Genomic DNA, 20,692 nt, shown 5'->3' with positions numbered 1-20,692 from the left:
GAGACGGAGAAGGACTGAACGATGGCGCCCCCACTGCTCCGCGGCCTGATCGAGATCCCCGATCAGGTGCACGCAGGAGACTTCGTCCTCAACCTGTCCAAGGGTGTGGGCGAGGAATCGACCATTCGCGACTACGTCGTGACCGAGCAGCTCGCCGACTGCTTCGACCAGGCGCTGGGCTTGATCCGCAGCGCCGTCGAGGAGCGCAAGTCGCAGGCCGCCTACCTGGACGGGTCGTTCGGCTCCGGTAAGAGCCACTTCATGGCCGTGCTCCACGCCATCCTCAGCAACGACCCGGAGGCCCGCGGTAAGAAGAAGCTCGTCGAGGTCGTCGCCAAGCACGACACGTGGATGCAGGGCCGCCGGTTCCTCCTCGTCCCCTACCACATGATGGAGGCGACCTCCCTGGCGTCGGCCGTGCTCGGCGGCTACGTCGACCACGTACGCCGCATCGCGCCGGGCAAGCCGCTGCCAGCCGTGTACCGCGACGATGAGCTGCTCGCCGACGCCCGGGACCTGCGGGCCACCATCGGTGACGCGGCGTTCATCGGCGGTCTGCCGGCCGACGACGAGTGGGGCGAGGCCGGCTGGGACGCCGCACGGCTCGACACCGCACTGTCCGCACCGCCCGGCGACCCGCTGCGCAAGCAACTCGTCGGCGAACTGCTCGGCACCCACTTCAAGCGGTACGCCACGGCGGTCAGCGGCCAGGCCGAGGCCGTCATCGACCTCGACAGCGGTCTCGCCGAGATCAGCCGTCACGCCAAGAACGTCCTCGGCTACGACGCCATCGTGCTCCTCCTCGACGAGCTGGTGCTCTGGTTGTCCGGATACGTCGGCGATCCGATGCGGATCCGGACCGAGGCGCAGAAGGTCTCGAAACTGGTCGAGTCCGCCGAGCAGGACCGCCCGGCGCCGATCGTCAGCTTCGTCCCGCGCCAGCGCGACCTTCGCGACCTCGTCGGCCGGGACACCGCGGGCGCCACCACGGCCAGCCTCTTCGACACGCTCAAGTACTGGGATGGCCGCTTCGACCGGATCAAACTGGAGGACCGCAACCTGCCGGTCATCGTCGAGGCGCGGCTGCTCCGTACGAATCCCAGGAACCCTGGGGCCAAGGCCGAGCTGGACGCCGCGTTCGAGCGCACGGCGACCCGCAAGGACGTCTGGGACACACTGCTGGACGCTCAAGGCGGCCCGGCGGACCGCGCGGCGTTCCGCGCCACGTACCCCTTCAGCCCGGCGTTCCTGCACGCGATGGTCGACATCTCCGGCGCGCTGCAGCGGCAGCGTACGGCGCTCAAGCTGATGCAGCAGCTCCTCGTCGACTACCGCGACCTGCTGCCGGTCGGGCAGCTGATGCCGCTCGGCGCGATCTACGACGTGCTCGCCCGCGGCCAGGACCGACCGTTCAGCGACAAGCTGCGCGATGAGTTCGAGCAGGCCAAGCGCTTCTACACCGGGCGACTGCTGCCGTACCTCCTGGCCAAGCATCGGCTGACCGAGGACCAGCTCCGGTCGCTGCCCGCCCGACACGCGTTCCGCGCCGACGACCTGGTGATCAAGACGCTGCTGCTCGCCGCGCTCGTGCCGAACGTTCCCGCGCTGCGCCACCTCACCGCCAGCCGGCTGGCGGCGCTGAACCACGGCTCCATCGCAACGATGATCCCCGGGCAGGACCGGCAGGTCGTCGCCCGGACGCTGCGGGAGCTGGCGGGAGAGTTCGGCGAAATCCGGGTGTCCGGGTCCGACGACCCGACGGTGGAGATCGCGCTGATCGGCGTGGACACCCACGCGATCCTCCAGCAGGTCCTGCACGTCGACGACGACGCCGCCAAGCGGCGGCTGCTCAAGTCCCTGCTGTGGGAGGAGTTCGGCGTTGCCGAGACGAACCAGTTCGTGACGAGCCGGTCGGTGATCTGGAAGGGCACCGAGCGCACGGTCGAGCTGATCTTCGCGAACGTCCGCGATCCCGAAGTCGCCGAGGCCACCTTCGTCCCCGACCTGCCCGGCGCGCTGCGCGTGGTCGTCGACTACCCCTTCGACGAGGGCACCCACACCCCGGCCGAGGACCGGCACCGCGTGTGGGAGCTGCAGAAGCGGCTCGGCCAGCCGCCCGCCCTCGTGTGGCTGCCGTCGTTTCTGTCCCGGGAGCGGCTGGAGGACCTCGGCGACCTGGTCCGCATCTCGTACGTCCTCGAACGCCGCGACCGCCTCGATGAGCTCACCCCGGCCCTGACCGACGACGACCGCCACCACGCGCGCACGCAGCTCGAAAGCCGCAAGGCCGCCCTGACCCAGCGCATCACCGACGCCATGCGGCGGGCATATGGGATCGCCAGCGCGGACGACGCAGACCTGGGTGCGCGGGCCGAGGACCACATCATGGCGCTCGACTCGCGGCTGGAGATCCGGCCGCCCGCCGGGCTGGCGTTCGGCGACGCGCTGCAGCGCATCTGCACCCAACTGCTCGACCACACCTATCCCAAGCACCCGGACTTCGACCCGCAGGGCCGGAAGAAGGTCTTCACCAGGTCCGAGCTGAGCACCGTGCTCGGCGCGGTCGAACGCGCGGCTCAGGACAGAGTCGGCCGGCTCGAGGTGCCCAAGGGCGACCTGCCCGTGCTGCGGCGCATCGCGAACCCTCTGGAGATCGCCACCGTCGGCGAGGTCTTCGTGCTGCGCGACGAGTGGAAACGGCTGATCGACACCCGCGCCGCGCACGCCGGCTCGGCCACGGACCTTAAGATCGGCGAGATCCGCGGGTGGATCACCGAAGAGCAGCCCGGTCTGCCCGATCTGATCGTGGACCTTCTCATCGCCTGCTACGCCGTGCAGTCCGACCGCGCGTGGATGCGCGCTGGCGGCCCCATCGCGCCGCAGGAGATCGGGCGGATGACGGCGGACACAGTTCTGCGCCGGCAGGAGCTGCCGACCGAGGACGAGTTCCGGCTGGCCGGCGACCGCGCGGAGGGTCTGTTCCGGCTCGGTCGGCAACCGGTTCGTACGGCCCGCGCCGTGCAGAAGATGGCGGAAGGCGTACGCCGCCGGGCCGGTGAACTGTTGACCACCGCCGAAGCCTTGGTACGTGGACTGGAGGCGCACGCCGCGACCCTCGGGCTGGACGACGACGCGCCGCGCCTCGCCACCGCCCGTACGGTCGCCGGCCTGCTCGACCGGATCGCCGGGGCGCCGAACGACCCGACCGAGGTGCTGGGGCGCCTGTCCGAGGCCGCGCTCGATCGCGAGCCTGAGATCTACCGGGCGAGCCTGGAAGGGGCGCGGGACCTCACCGCGACGCTGGGCGGCCTCAAGTGGCCGATCCTCGACCAGCTCCCGGCCATCGCCGGCGGCGCCGATTCCAAGGCCGAGCCGGCGCGCGCCATCCTCGACCAGCTCCGCGACGCCACCCGCCGCGACGAGCACCAGGTGCCGCTCGGCACCGCGCTCGACGACGCCGAAGAGGCCGCGATCGCGCTGATCATCGGGCTGGGGCCCGGCCCCACGCCGCCGCCTCCCCCTCCGCCGCCGACTCCGGGGATCGTGCGGAAGAAGGTCGTCGGCGCGAAGGTCGACGCCGCGCTCGAAGAATTGCTCGATCTGGCCGACGAGCAGCCGGACAGCGTTTTTGAGATCACCTGGCGGATCGTGCCGTGAGCGCCGGGCAGATCAGCGCGGAGCAGGCAGCACATTCGGGCGTCCCCGTGGCGAATCGGACGGTCGTCGAGGCAGAGCTGCGGACCGCGCTCCAGCGGGCCGCGCGGCGGCCAGAGCGCTACGGCGACACGCGGGTTCTGCTGCTGCGCGCCGCCCCCGAGTGGCGCGGCCCGGATGAGATCACCGTCGATGCGGGAACGGGGCCCGTTCCGGCGGTCGTCCGCGGCGCGCCGACCGTCCTGGCGGTCCTCGACGCGCTCAGCGAGCCCCGGAACGCCGACGCCTTTCTCGTCATCCTCACCGCCCTGGACGATGGCGACCTCGGGGCCTCGGTGTTGTCCCAGGCGATCGGCAACGAGGTCCGCGCGATCAACCGCTGGGACCTCGTGGCCGACGCCTTCGGGGCACGTCGCCTCGACCCCCGGCTGACCGCACCCAACTTCGGCTGGATGGCTGAGGCGCTCCTCGACGCGCAGCCCGCAAGTGGCTGGCGGCGTCTGGGCGGGCCGGTGCTGCAGTTGGAGACGGCCCTCGGCCGGTTGGCCGCCGTACGGCTCGGCATGGACGGCGAGGACGACCGGGTCGACGCGGCCGCGCTGCTGGAGTGGAGCCGGGACGCGCTTCGCGTCACCCGCTTCGCGGCGTTGCGGGAGGAGGAACGCACCGGCCTCGCCGACTGGCTGGAAGACACGGTTGGGCCGGTCGCCCGCGTCATCTTCCGTCTACTCGGCCAGGACCAGGTCGCCGACGCGGTGCCGTTCGGCCTCGCCGCCGCCGAGCTGTACGCGCCGGAGGTGTCGCGGCGGCAGGTCGTCGTTCAGGCACGCGTACGAGCCGAGGAACGGTTCTTCGGCGGACGGCCGCCATCCAACGCCGACCTGCGGATCTTCGCCGAGGCCGCCGAGTCGCTGACCCTGCGCTGGAGCGAGAACGGCCGTGCCGAGGAAGCGCAGGAGATCTGCGAGCGCGCCGAGCACATCCTCGGCCTGCTGCGCGCCGACGACCTCGCCGGATTGAGCAGGGTGCTGGACGCCGGGCTGGACGCCCGTCTCGCCCAGCTTGGCAGCGAGGTCTCCAGGGCGCTGCCCCTGCCCCGGCCGAACGACGTGCCCGCCATCGAGGCGGCCCTCAACGGAGTCCTCGAACACCGCCGCAGCGGCGATCGCGCCGACGAGGTCGAGACGGCGAAGGCGGCCGTACGCCTGGTGCGCTGGCTGGTGCGCGGCGAGAGCCCACCGGCGACCGTCGCGAACGGCGCGCTCCGATACCTGCGATCCTGGAGCTGGGTGGACCGAGCGATCGCGCTGATCTGGAACGCCGACACGGCGCGGGTGCCGCCAGCCCGTGCCGCGTACGCCGCGCTGTACGACGCCGCCCGCGAGCAGCGGGCGGCGCTCGACCGAGCGTTCGCCGAGCGGCTGGCGGCATGGAGCGGGGTCTCGAGTACCACCGACGAACTGCTGCTCGCCGAGAACCTGCTCGCCCGGATCGCGCGCCCGGTCGCCGAACGGGCCGCTCCGCTCATCATCGTGCTCGACGGGATGAGCGCTGCGAACGCCTCCGAGCTCGGCGGGCAGATCGCGGCCCAGCGCGGCTGGACCGAGGTCGGTCGCGCCCCCGACGGGCGAGAACCGGCGCTGGCTACCGTCCCGTCGACCACGCGGTACTCCCGCACCAGCCTGCTGTGCGGTGCGCTCCGGTCCGGGGGCCAGGCGGATGAGCGCACCGGCTTCACCGCGTTCTGGCGTGGCCGGCGCACCGCGCTGTTCCACAAGGCCGGGCTCGGCACCGGTGCCGGGGCGCGGCTGAGCGATGAGGTCACGGCGGCCATACTCGACCCCGGCACCGTGGTGGCGGTCGTTCTCAACACGATCGACGACGCTCTGCGCGACGGCCGCGAGGGCAGCGCGCCGAACTGGCGGCTGGAACACGTCGCATACCTCCCGGAGCTGCTGAAGGCGGCCGCCTCCGCGGGACGTCCGGTGATCCTCACCTCCGATCACGGCCACGTCCTCGACCGTGGCGAGGACATCCACCCGGCCGCCGGCGACTCCGCACGGCATCGGACCGGCACGCCTGGAGACGGCGAGCTGACGATCCGCGGGCCACGCGTCATGGCTCCCGGCGGCGAGGTCGTCGTGCCCTGGGACGAACGCATCCGCTACCAGCCCCGCAAGGCCGGCTACCACGGCGGCGCGTCCCTGGCCGAGATGGTCATCCCGGTGCTGGTCTTCGTCGCGTCGCCGACCCAGTTCCCGAAGGACTGGGCCGTGTACGAGAACCCCTCGCTGCACGAGCCCTCATGGTGGAACGCCACGTTGGAGACCGACTCAGCGTCGGCGCCTGCGCCAGCCGGACCGAAGAAGAAGATCACGGCGAAACCGCCCGTGCAGGACACCGCCCTGTTCGGCCCTGCCGATCTCGGGGAGGGTGCCGACGGCCGGGCCCTGGAGTCCGGCGACGGACTCGGCCATCGGATCGTCGGTTCCGCCGTGTTCGCCGGCCGCCGGAACTTCGTCCGCAAGGCACCGGGCGACGCGGAGATCGTGGCCCTCATCGACGGCCTCGCCGCCGGTGGTGGCAAGCTGCCGGTGTCGGCGGTCGCCAGACTGGTCGGCCAGCCTCCGTTCCGGATGGCCGGCTACCTCGCCCAGGTCGGCAGACTGCTGAACGTGGACGCGTACGCCGTGATCGGTGAGGCCGACGGTGGACGTACTGTTGAGCTGAACGTGAAACTGCTGAAGGAACAGTTCCTGGGAGCCGGATGAGCACCACGGCGGTCAGCGCCGCCCGGAGGCGCGAGGTGATCGACGCCCTGCGCCGGGGAACCGTACCGCAGGCAGGCCTGGACCTGTTCGCGGTCGGACTCGAACGGTTCGAGAAACCGCTCGACGAGGAGCTGTCGACCGTTGCGGGCGGTGGCGCGGTGTTCAAGGCTGTCCGCGGCGAGTACGGCTCCGGTAAGACGTTCTTCGCGCGCTGGCTGGCCGAGCGGGCCAAGCGGCAGGGATTCGCGGTCACCGAGATTCAAGTGTCCGAGACCGAGACCCCGCTGCACCGGCTGGAGACGGTGTACCGACGGCTGGTCGAACGCCTCTCCACCGCCTCACAGCCGCCGAGCGCGCTCCGCGACGTCATCGACGGCTGGTTCTACACCCTTGAAGAGGACGTGCTGAGCACCGGGAACGTTCCGCTAGACGGCGACGGCATGCCCGAGGCGCAGGCGCTCTCGACCGGGGTCGACGAACTGCTGGAACAGCGTCTCGCGGCGGTCGCCCGCACGACACCGGCCTTCGCCGCTGCCCTCCGCGCATACCGCCGCGCTCAGATGGACGGGGACGCCGCCATCGCCGAAGGGTTGATCGCCTGGATCGGCGGCCAGCCGAACGTCTCCGCGGCAGCGAAACGCGCGGCCGGGATCAAGGGCGACCTCGACCACTTCGGTGCCCTCGGCTTCCTGCAGGGGCTGCTGACCGTCCTCCGCGATTCCGGCCACCCTGGGTTGCTGGTCGTCCTCGACGAGATCGAGACCCTGCAGCGGGTCCGCAGCGATGTGCGGGAGAAAGGCCTCAACGCGCTGCGCCAGCTCCTTGACGAGGTGGACGGGGGCCGATTCCCCGGTCTCTATCTGATGATCACCGGCACTCCCGCCTTCTACGACGGGCAGCAGGGAGTCCAGCGGCTCGCCCCGCTCGCCCAGCGCATCGCGACGGACTTCGGCGACCCGCGCTTCGACAATCCGCGCGCCGTCCAGATCCGCCTCACCGGTTTCGATCTCGACAAGCTCGTACGCCTCGGTGCAGGCATCCGCGACCTGTTTGCCGAAGGGACGGCCGAACCTGATCGGGTACGCGCCATCGTGGACGACGCGTACATCGGTGACCTCGCGCAGGCGGTCACCGGTGGACTGGGCGGTCAGGTCGGCATCGCACCACGCGTATTCCTCAGGAAACTCATCGAGCAGGTGCTCGACAAGGTCGATCTCTACAAAGAGTTCGACCCTCGCCTGCACTATCGGCTCGCGCTCAAGTCCGACGAGCTGACGAACGTCGAGCGCAACGCCTGGACCCAGCAGGCCGCCGACGCGGAGGACGTGGAGCTCGACCTATGACGTCGCTCGTCGCCGACTGGTCGCTGCCCGTCCCGCCGAGCGGAGCTTGACGGTGGCCTGGGACGACCGTCTGCATCCCTCGCTAGCGCATCACATCGTCAACAGCCTCAACTGGCGCGAGCTACGCCCGCTGCAACAGGAGTCGACCGAGCCGCTGACCGCGGGATCCGACGCCCTGCTCCTCGCGCCGACGGCAGGCGGGAAGACCGAAGCGGCGTTCTTTCCCCTGCTGTCCCGCATGGCTCAGGAAGGGTGGGACGGCCCTTCGGTGCTGTATCTCGCACCACTCAAAGCATTGCTGAACAACCTCCTGCCACGGCTGGAGACATATTCAGGCTGGCTCGGCCGACGCGCGGCACTCTGGCACGGCGACATCACCTCAGGCGTACGACAGCGGCTCCTGTCCGACCCACCCGACCTTCTGCTCACCACGCCTGAGTCCCTGGAGTCGATGCTGGTGAGCACGAAGGTCGACCACCGACGGCTGTTCAGGTCACTGCGCGCCGTCGTCGTCGACGAAGTGCACGCATTCGCCGGGGACGACCGGGGATGGCACCTCCTGGCGGTCCTCGAACGCTTGTCCCGGCTGGCCGGGCGTCCGTTGCAACGAGTGGGGCTTTCCGCCACGGTCGGCAACCCGTACGAGCTGCTTTGCTGGCTTCAGGGCACGTTCTCCGACCGCCCCGCGTACGTCGTGGCGCCCGGTATCGAGCTGCGAGATGAGCCGACCGGCCATCCGTCCTTCTCCGCCACCGTTCCCGAACCGCCGCCCGGCGACGTCCAACTCGACTACGTCGGGTCGATCGAGAACGCGGCCAAGGTGATCGCGGCGCTTCACCAAGGCGAGAAGCGACTGGTCTTCTGCGACTCCCGGCGGCTCGTCGAGCAGCTCGGCGCAGCGCTCCGCATACACGGCGTGACCACCTTCCTGTCCCACGCCTCCCTGTCATTGGACGAACGGCGGCGAGCCGAGCAGGCCTTCGCCGAGTCGCGGGACTGCGTGATCGTCTCGACCAGCACCCTCGAACTCGGCATCGACGTCGGTGACCTCGACCGCGTCATCCAGATCAACGCCCCCTCCTCGGTTGCCTCCTTCCTCCAGCGCATCGGGCGAACCGGCCGGCGGAGCGGAACCCGGCGCAACTGCCTCTTCCTGGCGTTGGACGAGGCAGGATTGCTCCAGGCCGCCGGGCTACTGCTCCTCTGGGGACGGCACTGGGTCGAGCCCGTCGAGCCTCCGCCCGAGCCCCGACACATCACCGCGCAGCAGATCCTGGCTCTCTGCCTCCAGGAACATCACGTCGGCGAGCATCTCTGGTCCGAGTGGTGGGGCGACATGCTCGCCGGACCGACCAAAGTGATCGTCGACCACCTTCTCGCCGAAGGGTTCCTGGACTCCGACGGCGGCATGCTGTTCATCGGCCCGGAAGCGGAAAAACGCTTCGGCCGACGACACTTCATGGAACTGATGGCCTCCTTCACCGCTCCCCCCGAGTTCACGGTCATCAACGGTCGTGAAGAAATCGGGCGAACAGATCCAGCACTGCTCAGCGAGAAGATCGACGGCCCCCGACTGCTGCTGCTCGCCGGCCACAGCTGGCGAGTCACCTGGATCGACTGGAAGCGCCGTCGCTGCTTCGTCGAGCCCGCAGACGGCGGAGGCAAGGCCCGCTGGTCCGGCTACGGCATCGGCGGCGTCTGCTTCGCTCTCGGCCGCGCGATCCGCGAGGTGCTGCTCGGCTCTGATCCGCCAGTACGCCAGACAAGCCGGGCGCAGACCGCCCTCGACGCCGCACGTGAGTCCGCGATCGACACCGTCCATCCCGGCGGCACGGTCATCACGCGGGAGGGTGACGACGTGCGCTGGTGGACCTGGGCCGGATACCGCGCCAACGCCACCCTCGTCGCCAGTTTGGGCGATGTCGCCGACCACGCACAGCGGGTGGAGGACTTCTCAGTCCGGTTGCGCCGAGACCTGACCCCCGATCTCTGGAAGGTCGCGGTATCCAGTGCAGACGAGCGCCTCTGCCTTCCGATTGTCGATGAGGATGCCTTGAACGGCTTGAAGTTCAGCTCCGCACTCCCCCGCCACCTCGCTGAAGCCACGCTCTCCGCCCGGCTGGCCGATGTAGACGGAGCCCTCCTCACGCTGGACGAACCGACCCGCTTCTCCCACGCTTCTTGAACTATCGCCACAGCTTGCCATCGCAGCCACCGGAGTCATCAGCCGGAACTGTTGCCAGCATTCAAACGGTCTTCGCCGGGCCGTTCGGAGCGGATGGCAGAAGCCGGAGGGCACAGTAATCGGCCCACGTACGAATGTGGCCGGATGCGGCCCGACAAGGACGGCCGGTAATCGGCGTTCCGCAGGTACCAGATGTATAGGTTAGTTCCTCCATGGACGTGCAGCAGCAAGAACCTCTTGCCGGATTGGCATTGGGATTTCACGATGCGTACGAGAACGGATTATGCTCGGGAAGGTTCCCTTGGACGGCACTCTCACGCTCGGAACATCGACTGACATCGAGAACTGATCCTTGCGACTCCATATCGGCCACGCAAATAATCTAGTTTTGGTCTAGTCAATGCTCGTGTTGCGAGGATGCGGCTCCTCCCGGAAGATGTGCTGGCATAGACATCGAAGGGGGCAGGATGGGCCACGGGGACCAGGGATGGCTGGTTCGGGTAATCGCCGACGACGACACTCTGCGGCAGGAACGCCTCACCAGGGACCTGTACAACGAGCTGCAGAAGGCGAACGGAATCAGCGTCGGTTTCGTGGAGGGCCGCGCGGACGTCGACGAGGGACATAAGGGCGGGCTCGCCGGGGACGTGGCCTTGTGGGCCGCCGTCACGGCGGCCGGCCGCCAGACTTCCCAGGTCCTGATGACCCTTATCAAGGAATGGTGCACCAGAGAGCGGCACCGTAAGGTCGAGGTCACCGTCAACAACGCCTCCGTCACCATCACCGGTCGGCCGGATGAGGCTCAGGAGCGGATCGTTCGCAGTCTCTTGGAACGGGTGGCCGAGACCAGGTACGACGAGGAAAAAGAGGCGGAGTGACCCGGCTGACGCGCCGTAGGGCGTTGCTGATCGGCAATGAGAACTACGACGACGGCCGGTTCACGCGACTGCCGTCGACTCAGGCTGACATCTGGCAGTTGAAGCAGGTCCTGGAACACCGCAACATCGGTGCGTTCTTGGAGGCGCGGCCGGTGGCCGACCTCACTGCGGAGGAGATGCAGGTCGAGATCGGTGCCTTCCTTGAAGGCTGCGACGAGGACGAGCTGGCGCTGCTGTACATGTCGGGGCACGGGACCCGGCTGGTGCAGTCTGGCGGGGAGTTCTTTTTCATCGCCAAGGACACCGACTACGACCGCATCGCCGAGACCGGGGTGAGCGCCGGATTCGTCAACGAGCTGCTGGAGCAGTGCGTGGCCCCGCAGAAGGTCGTGATGATCGACTGCTGTCGCAGTGGCGGTTTCGCAGTGGGCCTGCGCACATCGGATAGGCGGCGTGCCGCGAAGTCCGGCGAGGAGGCCCCACTCACCAGTCGTGGGGTGTACGTGCTCTCCTCCTCTCGGGCTGGTGAGGACTCCTACGCCGGCGCCGAGACCATTGACGGCGTCCAGCCTTCCGCGTTCACCGCCGAGGTCGTTGAGGCGCTTCGCACCGGAAAAGTCGACAAGGACGGCAGCGGCGACGTTTCCGTTGACGGGCTGTTCGATTACGTCAACCGGCAGATGCGGGCAAAGCGGTCCAAGCAGATCCCGGTCAAGTCCGCGTACGGTGTCGACGACATCATTGTCATGGCGAGCTGCCCGGTCGGCGCCGCACCGCAACTGGCCCCGCTGACCCGCACGCCGGCCGGCCCCACGGCGCCGGCGGGATCGCAGGCGCCGAAGGTCACGCGATCCCAGCCGACCTGGTCGGACCTGTTGAACTACTACCGGGAATGCGTCTTGTCGGACCAGGCGGAGCCGTCACTCATGTCCGTGGCCGATCACGGGACGTCGTACGTATGCCTGACCGGTTCCGAAAAGTTCCTCAGCGGTGACTTGGACGACGACCACTGCGCCGCGGTACCGCCGGAGGCCAGCGCGCTCGTCCAGGCGGCGGGAGCGCAGGACGCCGAGCTGTGGGCGGGCTATCCGGCGGTGGTGCTGCACCGGACCCGGAACGGGAAACAGGAGCGCACACCGGGATTCGCCCCGCTGCTCATGCGGCGCGTGGAGACCGTCTACGAGGAAGGCGTGGTCCGCCTCAAACCATACGGGCCGGTGCTACCCCACCCCGAGCTCGCCCGGCAATGCCTCGGCGCGGAGGACGCCGACGAGCTCGCCGACACCTACCAGCCGACATGGCATGCCGGACAGCACGACCGGATGGCGGTCGACATCCGCAACCTCCTAACTCAGGAATACGAGCTCCCCAATGTCCAGGAGCTGGAGCCAGACCGCCTCGCCGACCGGATCGACGTCGACACCCCGACCGATGGCGCCCGTAATGCGGCAGTCCTCTTCCTCACCGCCCGAGACGCCGACGTGATGACGAGGGGTCTTCTCAAGGACTTCGCCGCGATCGCCGAGAAGGCCGGGCAGATCAAGGCCACCGCGCTCGCCGCGCTCTCTCCCGACCCGGCCGAACGCACCGAGCCATCTCCCGAACACACCCCAGAGGCTGTACGTCTCGTAACGCCCCTGCCCTGTAACGAGGCCCAGTCCGCCGTCCTGCGATCGGCGATGACCCGTCGCCTCACCGTTGCCACCGGCCCGCCCGGCACCGGCAAGAGCCAACTGGTCGCCAACCTGGTCGCCACCGCCGTGGCCGCCGGGCAGAGGGTGCTCGTGGCCTCGACCAACAATGACGCCGTCGATGAGGTGTGCCGACGCTGCGAAGGTCTGGCATCGGGCAGCGTCGTACGCACCGGCTCATCCCGCCACCGGGAAATAGAGCTGGCCGCGCTGAACAAGCTACGTGCGGCGACCACACCGGAACACAACGTCGAGACGGCCCGTGCGCACCTTGACATGGCCGCGGAAGACTTGGAGCGCGAACGAGGGCGGCTCGCCTACACCGCGCGTACGGAGCAGAGACTTCGTCAGGCCGGGCAGGACCGCGAGGAGTACGCCGGCCGACTCCGGCTGCCCGTCCTCGACCTTGCCACACGGCTTGGAAACGTCCGGCATCTGGACGGCTTGGCACGGAAGGCTGAACGAGCTGCTTCGGCGCGCCTTCTCGGTGAGTGGCGTCGCGGGCGGGTGCTCCGCCGCTGCAGCATTCCGGCGCACCCCGGCGCCACCGCCGATGCCTGCGCGGCACTGGCGGGGTTCATCCAGGCCGAAATGACATGGCAGCACGAACGCCGGCAGTTGGCGTCCGGGCCGGACGACCACACCCTCGCCGCGTCTCTCGCCGCCTCCGAGTCCGCGGCCCGTGCCGCCTCCGCCGCACTGCTGGACAGCGCGGTGCGCTCGGCTGCCCGGAGCGGAAGGCAGCTCATTGATGGCCTGGTGAGAGCCCGTGACGCGGGTGGAAGCGACTGGTCGGCCGTGCGGGCAGTGCTGCCCGCCGTACGAGGCTGGGCCGTGACCAGTCTCTCCGCGAGGCGCTTCCCGCCCGACCCTGCGCTGTTCGACCTAGTGATCATCGATGAGGCCAGCCAGTGTGCCATCCCGCATGTCCTGCCGCTGCTCTTCCGTGCCCACCGCGCACTGATCATCGGCGACCTCATGCAATTGCCCCACATCGCCACGATCGACGCCGAGCGAGAAGGGCTGATCCGGCGCGAAGCCGGGCTACGATCCGCCTGGCTGGAAAAATACCGGCTGACCTTCCGCCGCCATTCCGCCTTTCACGCCGCTGAACGCGCCACGGGCGGCAGTCTCCTGCTCGACGAGCACTTCCGCTGCGCCCCTCAGATCGCGGCCTTCGCCAATCACCAGTTCTACGGCGGGCAACTGGTCGTCCTGACCGATGTCCGCAACCGCCCGTCGCTCGCCGGACGCCCGGCGATCATCTGGTCCAATGTCGCAGGGCGTGCGGCACGCCCGCGCTCAGGCGGCTCCTGGGTCAACCACGAAGAGGTGCAGAAAGTCATTGAGTCGGTCCGGTATCTGCTGAAGCAGTTGCCGCCCGACGCCACTGTCGGCGTGGTGACCCCCTACAAGGCCCATGCAGAGGCCGTTAAGCGACAGCTCAGCCCGAATCTCGACCGCGTACGTGTCGGCACGGTACACACCTTCCAGGGCGGCGAGCGCGACGTCATGGTGTTCTCGCTGGTCGCCGGCCATGGTATGGGTGACCGCTCGATCCGCTGGGTCGACCGGCAGCTCAATATGTGGAATGTCGCCATCACACGAGCCCGTTCCCATCTGATCGTCATCGGCGACTCCGCCCTGTGGCACAGACGCGGCGGAGTGGGCGCCGCACTGTGGGCAGCCGCGAGTGCGGTGGACGGAAATGGGCTGAATGAAGACGAGCAGAAGTCCAGTGAACTACTGAAACGCATATTTAGGTCACTTTCCGCCGGAGCCTCGGGAGGTGCGGTGGAGCTCGGCGGCGCCATCAACGGCCATCCCGTCGACGCGCTGGTACGCCGTGACGACCGCGCCACGGCCATACTTCTGGACCCTGGCCCGGACGAAGACGCCGACGAAGCCCGCCACCTACGGTTGATGCTGCTCCGCCGCAAGCTACTCGACGGCCAAGATGTGGCCGTACGAGTACCTGCATGGAAGCTCTACGACAGCGAGGAGCGGGTGCTGCATTGACCTGGTTCGATCAGGAAGTACCGCAGCAGGTGGTGACCTCGTCTAGAACCGGACGCCGTTGACCTGGTCAGTGAGACGCGGCTGGATGACGTGACCGGCGGGGTCGAACCCGTCGGCGGGGGCGTCCGCGGCAAGCTCACTATCGACCATGGCCAGCAGTAGCACGAGTGCGGCCATGATATGGGGCGGCTTGGTGGCCGACTGTGCCTCGTGGTCCAGCAGTGCCAGTCGGCCAGCTCGATGGGGGCGGGACCGTCGGCGACACCGCAGCCATGGAGTAGGTCGTCACGGCGGCGCGTGAGTCGTTCGGCGCGCCAGGCAGGTCTTCCTGCAGATCTGAAGGTCCTGTGACTCGCGGAGAGGCTGTTGGAGCTTGACCGCGGCTTGATCCCGACCCCCTTCTGAGCTCTGAGGGTCACGGATCCTGGACTACAGCGTGGGGGTCTGGGGCGAACCGTGGACCGGCCGCGGACGTCGAACAGGAATGGAAGCCGATGGGCACGCCAAGCGGCCGAAGACCGACCAGAAAGTCTTAGCAGCCGCCGAGCGGGCGAGGCGGGCGACGGATGCTGGAGGCGTCCAGGCGCTGTACTTCGGTCTCCTCTTTCTTGTCATCGGCGTCATCCTCTTCGTGGGCATGCTGACCATGCTGGTGCCTCAGCTGCGTGTCGCCCTCGGCCACGGCGATCCGGGAACCTTCACGGCTGAGCGGGTGTATTGCACCAACGGCAAAGGTCGCTGGTGCAAGTGGCAGGGGGACTTCGTCTCCGCCGAGGGACGGAGCCGGCGGCGGGACGTCCTCCTCACGGGGATCGGCACCCGCGACCTGAAACGAGGGGCGCGCGTCGCGGCCATCGACGTCGGATCGTCGCGCGATGTGTATCCGCGGAAGGCCAGGTACGAATGGATCGGCCCCCTGGTCGGCCTGTTCGTCGCCGCGGGGCTGATGCTGATCTCCGCCATCGGGTGGCGTTCGTGGTTCCGCACCCGTAGGGAGGCGAGGGGCCGACACCGACGAGCGTGATGCTTCGTCGGAGCACAAGCCGCTGCCGCATTTCCGATGAGCACGACATCGGCGCCGGCCGTGTCCTTGGAGGCCACATTCCCCGTCGCAGGGTTCTCCTTTACGATCGTTCACGCTGACCCGTCGACCTTCTCCGTGGCGAGGTATGAACAAAACAGAGCGCGAACGGATTCGTCACCTCGTAGCGGATTTCAAGCGATGGAGTGAACGAGCCGCAGGCGTACGGAGATGGCGCGACGCCGTCCTGAACGCCGCCGGCAGTGACGAGCAGAATCTGCGCTCACGCAGCCTCGTGATCGACCGGGCGGGCGAGCCCGCCTGGCGGGTGGTTCCCCTTGGCAGGGACGACCTCGCCGTCGTCCGGCGCCTTCGGGAGCGCGCGAACCTGCCGGTGGTGACCTCCGGCGACCAGGCCTTGCTGCGGCTGCTCACCGACGACGTACCCCGCGCCCTCGCCGACGTGGCCCCCGCGCTCCGCGTACGTCGCTTCTTCAGCGGTTCGGCGAAGAAGCAGACGGCCGAGGAGGCGGGTGAGTTCCTGCGCCGCCGGCATCCGGCGGTCATCGGGAACGACGGGCCGCGGCGCCTGGAGCAGCTCGGTTTCTTCACCGCGCCCGTCGACCAGGCGGAACCCGGGTTCGGCGCACTGCTCGATCCGGCCCTGCGCTTCGACCTCCTCCCGGGACCGAACGCTCCGGAGCCCGAACTCCTCGACCGGTCCGCCGTCGACGGCCTGGCCAAGGCGCTCGACACGATCGACCGTATCGTCGCGGGTGAAGCCTCGTACCGCTCGGCCGCGCGCGACGCGGGCCAGCAGGTCCGGGTCGCCGACGTCCAGCGGATCCTGGCGGAGATGCCGGTCGAGGCGTTGAAGACGGTCACCCGCGAACGCCTCCGGCTGGGCGCGCTCACCGAGGTGGGCATCCGTACGGTGCAGGAGGTGCTGGTCTGGGATGCCTCCCTCCAGACGCTCCCGGGCATCGGGGAGACCTCGGCACGGCGCATGCTCGGAGCCGCGCAGACGCTCTGGCGGGCGACGTACGACGAGGTGCCCGTGCGGATCGACATCGACAACCGTCGTCCGGAGACCACCGAGCTCCTGCGCCGCCTCGCCGAATGGGACGCGTGCCGGCAGACCCGTGGTGCGGCGGCCGACCTTGAGCGTGCGGCCGAGCTCGCGCCGTTGCGTACGGCGATCGGCCGCAAGACGAGTCATCTCCTGGTGATCCCGACGAGAACGCTCGCGGCCGCCGGCCTGCGCGAGAGCATCCAGATCGTCGAGCGGCGCGCCGCACTGCTCGGCGCCTCCCCCGCATCCCGCCGGAAGAGTGTCGCCGCGGACCCGTGGGAGGACTTCCTCTCCCGGCCCGCCGACTACTTCGCCATGCTCTCCGAGCTCGGTTTCATCACCGAGGACGAGGACGCGGTGCACGGCGATCTCCCGGAGGAGATCGTCAAGGCCGTACGCGACCAGGCGCTCAGCGGAGAGCACCTGACCGTGTCACTGCGCGGCTACCAGAGCTTCGCGGCCCGCTTCGCACTCGTGCAGCGCAAGGTCATCATCGGGGACGAGATGGGCTTGGGTAAGTCCGTGGAGGCCCTGGCCGTACTCGCCCATCTGCGCAGCCGAGGTGAGACGCACTTCCTTGTCATCTGCCCGGCCGCGGTGGTGACCAACTGGATCCGCGAGGTGGGTGAGAAGTCGAAGCTTCGGGGGCATCGGGTCCACGGGCCGGAGCGCGACCGCGCGGCCCGGGACTGGGTGCGCGACGGCGGGGTCGCCGTCACGACGTACGAGACCTTGGCGTGGTGGGAGTCGGCGCTGCCGGAGGTCCGCGATCTGGCGTGCGTCGTGGTCGACGAGGCGCACTACATCAAGAATCCGGAGGCCCGGCGGACGATCAGGACCAACAACGTCATCGCGCGTTGCGACCGCACGATCCTCCTCACCGGCACGCCGCTGGAGAACAGAGTCGACGAGTTCCGCAACCTGGCGTCGTACGTCCGCCCCGACCTCGTCGTCGACGCCACGGACCTGTCGCCGAGGACGTTCCGGCGGCAGATCGCGCCCGCGTACCTTCGCCGGAACCAGGAGGACGTGCTGACCGAGCTGCCCGAGCTCATCGAGATCGAGGAATGGCTGCCCATGTCCGCGGCCGACGTTTCCCACTACCGCGCCGCCGTCGGGCGTTCGAACTTCATGGAGATGCGTCAGGCGGCGATGCTCCAAGGGCCTCGGTCCGCGAAGGTGCAACGGCTCATCGACATCGTCCGCGAGGCGGAGGAGAACGAACGGCGGGTCATCGTGTTCTCCTACTTCAGGGACGTACTGGACCTGGTCGCCCGGTCGCTGCCGGGACCGGTGTTCGGGCCGCTGACGGGCTCGGTGCCGGCGAGCCGGCGGCAGGAGATGGTGGACGACTTCTCGTCGGCCGAGCACGGAGCCGTTCTGGTCGCCCAGATCATGGCCGGCGGCGTCGGGCTCAACATCCAGTCCGCGTCCGTCGTCGTCATCTGTGAGCCTCAGCTCAAGCCCACCATCGAGGCTCAGGCCGTCGCCCGCGCGCACCGGATGGGGCAGGTGCAGTCGGTGCAGGTCCACCGGCTGCTGTCCGAGGACGGCGTCGACCAGCGGATCGTCGAGCTGCTGGCCGGAAAGAAGCGGCTGTTCGACGACTTCGCCCGGGTCAGCGACATGGCCGACTCCACGCCCGAGGCGGTCGACCTGTCCGAGGCCGAACTCGTCCGGCAGGTCGTGGCCGCCGAACGCCAGCGCCTCGCCGAGCGTGCATCGGCTGGGAGCTGAACGGGACACGCTCTCGCAGCGGCGAGGTCGCCGCAGTAGTACTGCGGCCTGTGCCCGTAGTTCATTGCCTCCGGGGCATCCCGCTGCGGGAGTCGGTTCGTTAGCCTCGGGGAGCATGACCGAATGTGAAAAGTGCGGGCTTATCGTCGGTCTCGGCTGTGCTTGCGATCTAGCTCCCTCGCCGCGTCGCCCGTACGAGGGCACCTACCGTTGGATCCGGTTCAGCCCTGACACTCTGCTCATCTCGAGCCGCAATGTGGCGCACATTCCCGGTGCCTGCGAGCACATGACCGAGGAACAGGTACTCGACCCGGAGAACGGCTGGGGTTGGATCCTCAATCCTGATCCTGCTCTCTGGGACCGCATCAGCGCGGAATATCCCGCACAGGCCACCGAAGGCGACACCTCCCGCGCCGCCAAGAAACGCTGTAAGGACTGCGCGGACAACCTCGCCTCCTGAACCGTCAGGGCTTACTGCCCACGGCCAACTGCAGATAGCAGGGCTCGTGGCCAATAAGGATCACGACTTCAAGCGGAGGTCCATCACCGAGCTGCAGTGCGCCCGGCACCATCCGCGACGTCTACAGGTGCTCCTGACTCGTGGAATGGTCGGCACCGTGCTCTACGCCGTCGATCCGCAGACGCAAGGGTCTCTCGCCGATTTGCTCGGCAACGGCGATCGGCCCTGAGGCAGAGGGGGCGGCCGAACCTGCGGACGCTCAGCGCCTGCATCGATGCCGGCCGGACGGTCGGTGGCTCCTGAGCTCAGCCGGTGAACAACTGTGTGACCTTCCGTATCAGCTCGAAGACGCCATACAGGAATGGCAGGGTCACCCATGCCCAGGCGAGGACCATCAGCGGAATGCGGTTCGTCCGATCCTGCTCGGCGGCCATGGTCATTCCCCCTTGCCGGCCGACGCCGGTGCCTGTTCCGGCGCTTCCATCGGTGTCTCGTGGTGCTTGGTGTGGACCGGGCGTACGAGTTCGTTGGCGATGAAGCCGATCACCAGCAAGCCGATCATGATGTAGATCGACTCCGTGTAGAGCGCCGGACCGGTCTTGCCGGCGTTCTTCTGGGCGTCGGCGATGCCGTCGATGATCAGTGGTCCGGCCACACCCGCGACGGACCAGGCGGTGAGCAGGCGCCCGTGGATGGCGCCGACCTGGTAGCTGCCGAACAGGTCCTTCAGATAGGCGGGAATCGTGGAGAATCCAGCGCCGTAGAAGGACAGGATGACCACGGCGCAGATGATGAACACCGGCTTGCCGGCGTTCCGGGTCAGCGCGATGATCAGATAGATGAGCGCGCCCGCGCCCAGGTAGAAGCGGTAGATGTTCTTACGGCCGATGACGTCCGAGAAGGCCGACCAGCCGAGCCGCCCGAGCATGTTGCTCAGCGAGAGAAGGGCGACGAAACCCGCCGCCGCACTGGCGGACACAGGCGCCGAGGTGTGGGCGAAGAAGTCGGTGATCATCGGCGCGGCCTTCTCGAGGATGCCGATACCCGCGGTCACGTTCAGGCACAGCACCACCCACAGGCACCAGAACTGCGGGGTGCGCAGCGCGTTGCGCGCCGAGACGTTCGCGTTGGTGACCAGTGGCTTCTCGGCGACCTGCCCGGGGTCCCAGCCGGCCGGGAGCCAGTCCGGTGCGGGCACGCGCACGAGCAACGCGCCGAAGGACATGAAGACCGCGTAGACGATGCCGTGGACGAGGAACGTCTCGGCGATACCGCCCTTGTCGGTGCCGAAGGACGACAGCATCTGGGTCGACCACGGGGACGCGATCAGCGCGCCGCCGCCGAACCCCATGATGGCGATTCCGGTCGCCATACCGGGCCGGTCGGGGAACCATTTGACGAGCGTGGAGACCGGTGAGATGTAGCCGATGCCCAGGCCGATCCCGCCGACGAAGCCGTAGCCGAACACCACGAGCCAGTACTGCGACAGCGCCATTCCGAGCGCGGAGATGAGGAATCCGGACGAGAAACAGGCCATTGACACGAACATGGCCCAGCGCGGCCCTTTGCGCTCGACCAGCGTGCCGCCGAACGCCGCAGACAGGCCGAGCATCACGATGGCGAGCTGGAACGGCAGCGCACTGCCTTTTCCGGAAAGGTTCATCGAGGATTCGAGCGGCGGCTTGAAAACGCTCCAGGCGTACGCCTGGCCGATGGAGAGATGGATCGACAATGCCGCCGGCGGAATCAGCCAGCGGCTCCACGAGGGGGACGCGACGGTACGGGACCGGTCAAAGAAGCCTTCACGGGTGCTCACGCTGGGTTACCTCCAGGCGCTCCTACCGGAGTCAGGCATACTGTA

The 20,692-nt window shown here is 68.6% G+C and carries 12 protein-coding genes; 9 read left to right on the top strand and 3 right to left on the bottom strand.

Features of this window, described 5'->3' with window-relative positions; translation table 11 throughout:
- The first annotated feature begins 21 nt into the window (after positions 1 to 21).
- From OG417_RS22760 to OG417_RS22735, 6 genes are all read left to right on the top strand, one after another.
- Positions 22 to 3,657, top strand: coding sequence for a phage resistance protein (locus OG417_RS22760; protein WP_329259538.1), 3,636 nt, complete (start codon positions 22 to 24; stop codon positions 3,655 to 3,657).
- A complete protein-coding gene (gene pglZ, locus OG417_RS22755) occupies positions 3,654 to 6,425 on the top strand; it encodes a BREX-2 system phosphatase PglZ (RefSeq protein WP_329259535.1) in 2,772 nt (923 codons plus the stop codon). The genes OG417_RS22760 and pglZ overlap by 4 nt, the downstream gene beginning before the upstream one ends.
- Positions 6,422 to 7,768 (top strand): BREX system ATP-binding protein BrxD, encoded by a 1,347-nt coding sequence (gene brxD, locus OG417_RS22750; RefSeq protein ID WP_329259531.1) that lies wholly within the window; start codon positions 6,422 to 6,424, stop codon positions 7,766 to 7,768. Before pglZ ends, brxD begins: the two co-directional genes overlap by 4 nt.
- A gap of 52 nt (positions 7,769 to 7,820) precedes the next feature.
- Positions 7,821 to 9,953 carry a DEAD/DEAH box helicase gene (locus tag OG417_RS22745; RefSeq protein WP_329259528.1) on the top strand — a complete coding sequence of 711 codons (2,133 nt, stop codon included), beginning with the start codon at positions 7,821 to 7,823 and terminating at the stop codon, positions 9,951 to 9,953.
- A 467-nt stretch (positions 9,954 to 10,420) separates the two neighbouring features.
- Positions 10,421 to 10,831 (top strand): hypothetical protein, encoded by a 411-nt coding sequence (locus tag OG417_RS22740; RefSeq protein WP_329259525.1) that lies wholly within the window; start codon positions 10,421 to 10,423, stop codon positions 10,829 to 10,831.
- Positions 10,828 to 14,541 carry a caspase, EACC1-associated type gene (locus tag OG417_RS22735; RefSeq protein ID WP_329259522.1) on the top strand — a complete coding sequence of 1,238 codons (3,714 nt, stop codon included), beginning with the start codon at positions 10,828 to 10,830 and terminating at the stop codon, positions 14,539 to 14,541. The genes OG417_RS22740 and OG417_RS22735 overlap by 4 nt, the downstream gene beginning before the upstream one ends.
- Before the next feature lie 42 nt (positions 14,542 to 14,583).
- Here OG417_RS22735 and OG417_RS22730 read toward each other — a convergent pair whose 3' ends face one another.
- The gene (locus tag OG417_RS22730) at positions 14,584 to 14,718 is read right to left on the bottom strand and encodes a hypothetical protein (protein ID WP_329259519.1); all 135 of its coding nucleotides are present in this window, start codon (positions 14,716 to 14,718) and stop codon (positions 14,584 to 14,586) included.
- A 307-nt stretch (positions 14,719 to 15,025) separates the two neighbouring features.
- Between OG417_RS22730 and OG417_RS22725 the strand changes: the two genes are divergently transcribed.
- The 3 genes from OG417_RS22725 (at position 15,026) to OG417_RS22715 (ending at position 18,831) form a co-directional block, all read left to right on the top strand.
- A complete protein-coding gene (locus OG417_RS22725; protein WP_329259516.1) occupies positions 15,026 to 15,565 on the top strand; it encodes a hypothetical protein in 540 nt (179 codons plus the stop codon).
- 292 nt (positions 15,566 to 15,857) lie between these two features.
- Positions 15,858 to 18,371, top strand: coding sequence for a DEAD/DEAH box helicase (locus OG417_RS22720; RefSeq protein ID WP_329259514.1), 2,514 nt, complete (start codon positions 15,858 to 15,860; stop codon positions 18,369 to 18,371).
- A 115-nt stretch (positions 18,372 to 18,486) separates the two neighbouring features.
- Positions 18,487 to 18,831 (top strand): hypothetical protein, encoded by a 345-nt coding sequence (locus OG417_RS22715; RefSeq protein WP_329259511.1) that lies wholly within the window; start codon positions 18,487 to 18,489, stop codon positions 18,829 to 18,831.
- A gap of 305 nt (positions 18,832 to 19,136) precedes the next feature.
- On the opposite strand, the gene OG417_RS22710 is transcribed toward OG417_RS22715, so the two are convergent.
- Both OG417_RS22710 and OG417_RS22705 read right to left on the bottom strand, forming a co-directional pair.
- Positions 19,137 to 19,265, bottom strand: coding sequence for an MFS transporter small subunit (locus OG417_RS22710; protein ID WP_329259509.1), 129 nt, complete (start codon positions 19,263 to 19,265; stop codon positions 19,137 to 19,139).
- A 2-nt stretch (positions 19,266 to 19,267) separates the two neighbouring features.
- Positions 19,268 to 20,647: an L-lactate MFS transporter gene (locus tag OG417_RS22705; RefSeq protein ID WP_329259505.1), complete on the bottom strand. Its 1,380-nt coding sequence runs from the start codon at positions 20,645 to 20,647 to the stop codon at positions 19,268 to 19,270.
- Positions 20,648 to 20,692: the final 45 nt, after the last annotated feature.

Source organism: Actinoallomurus sp. NBC_01490, assembly GCF_036227085.1.
GTDB lineage: Bacteria > Actinomycetota > Actinomycetes > Streptosporangiales > Streptosporangiaceae > Actinoallomurus > Actinoallomurus oryzae.
The sequence above is the reverse complement of the archived record's forward strand: the minus strand, read 5'-3'. Positions and strand labels throughout refer to the sequence as shown.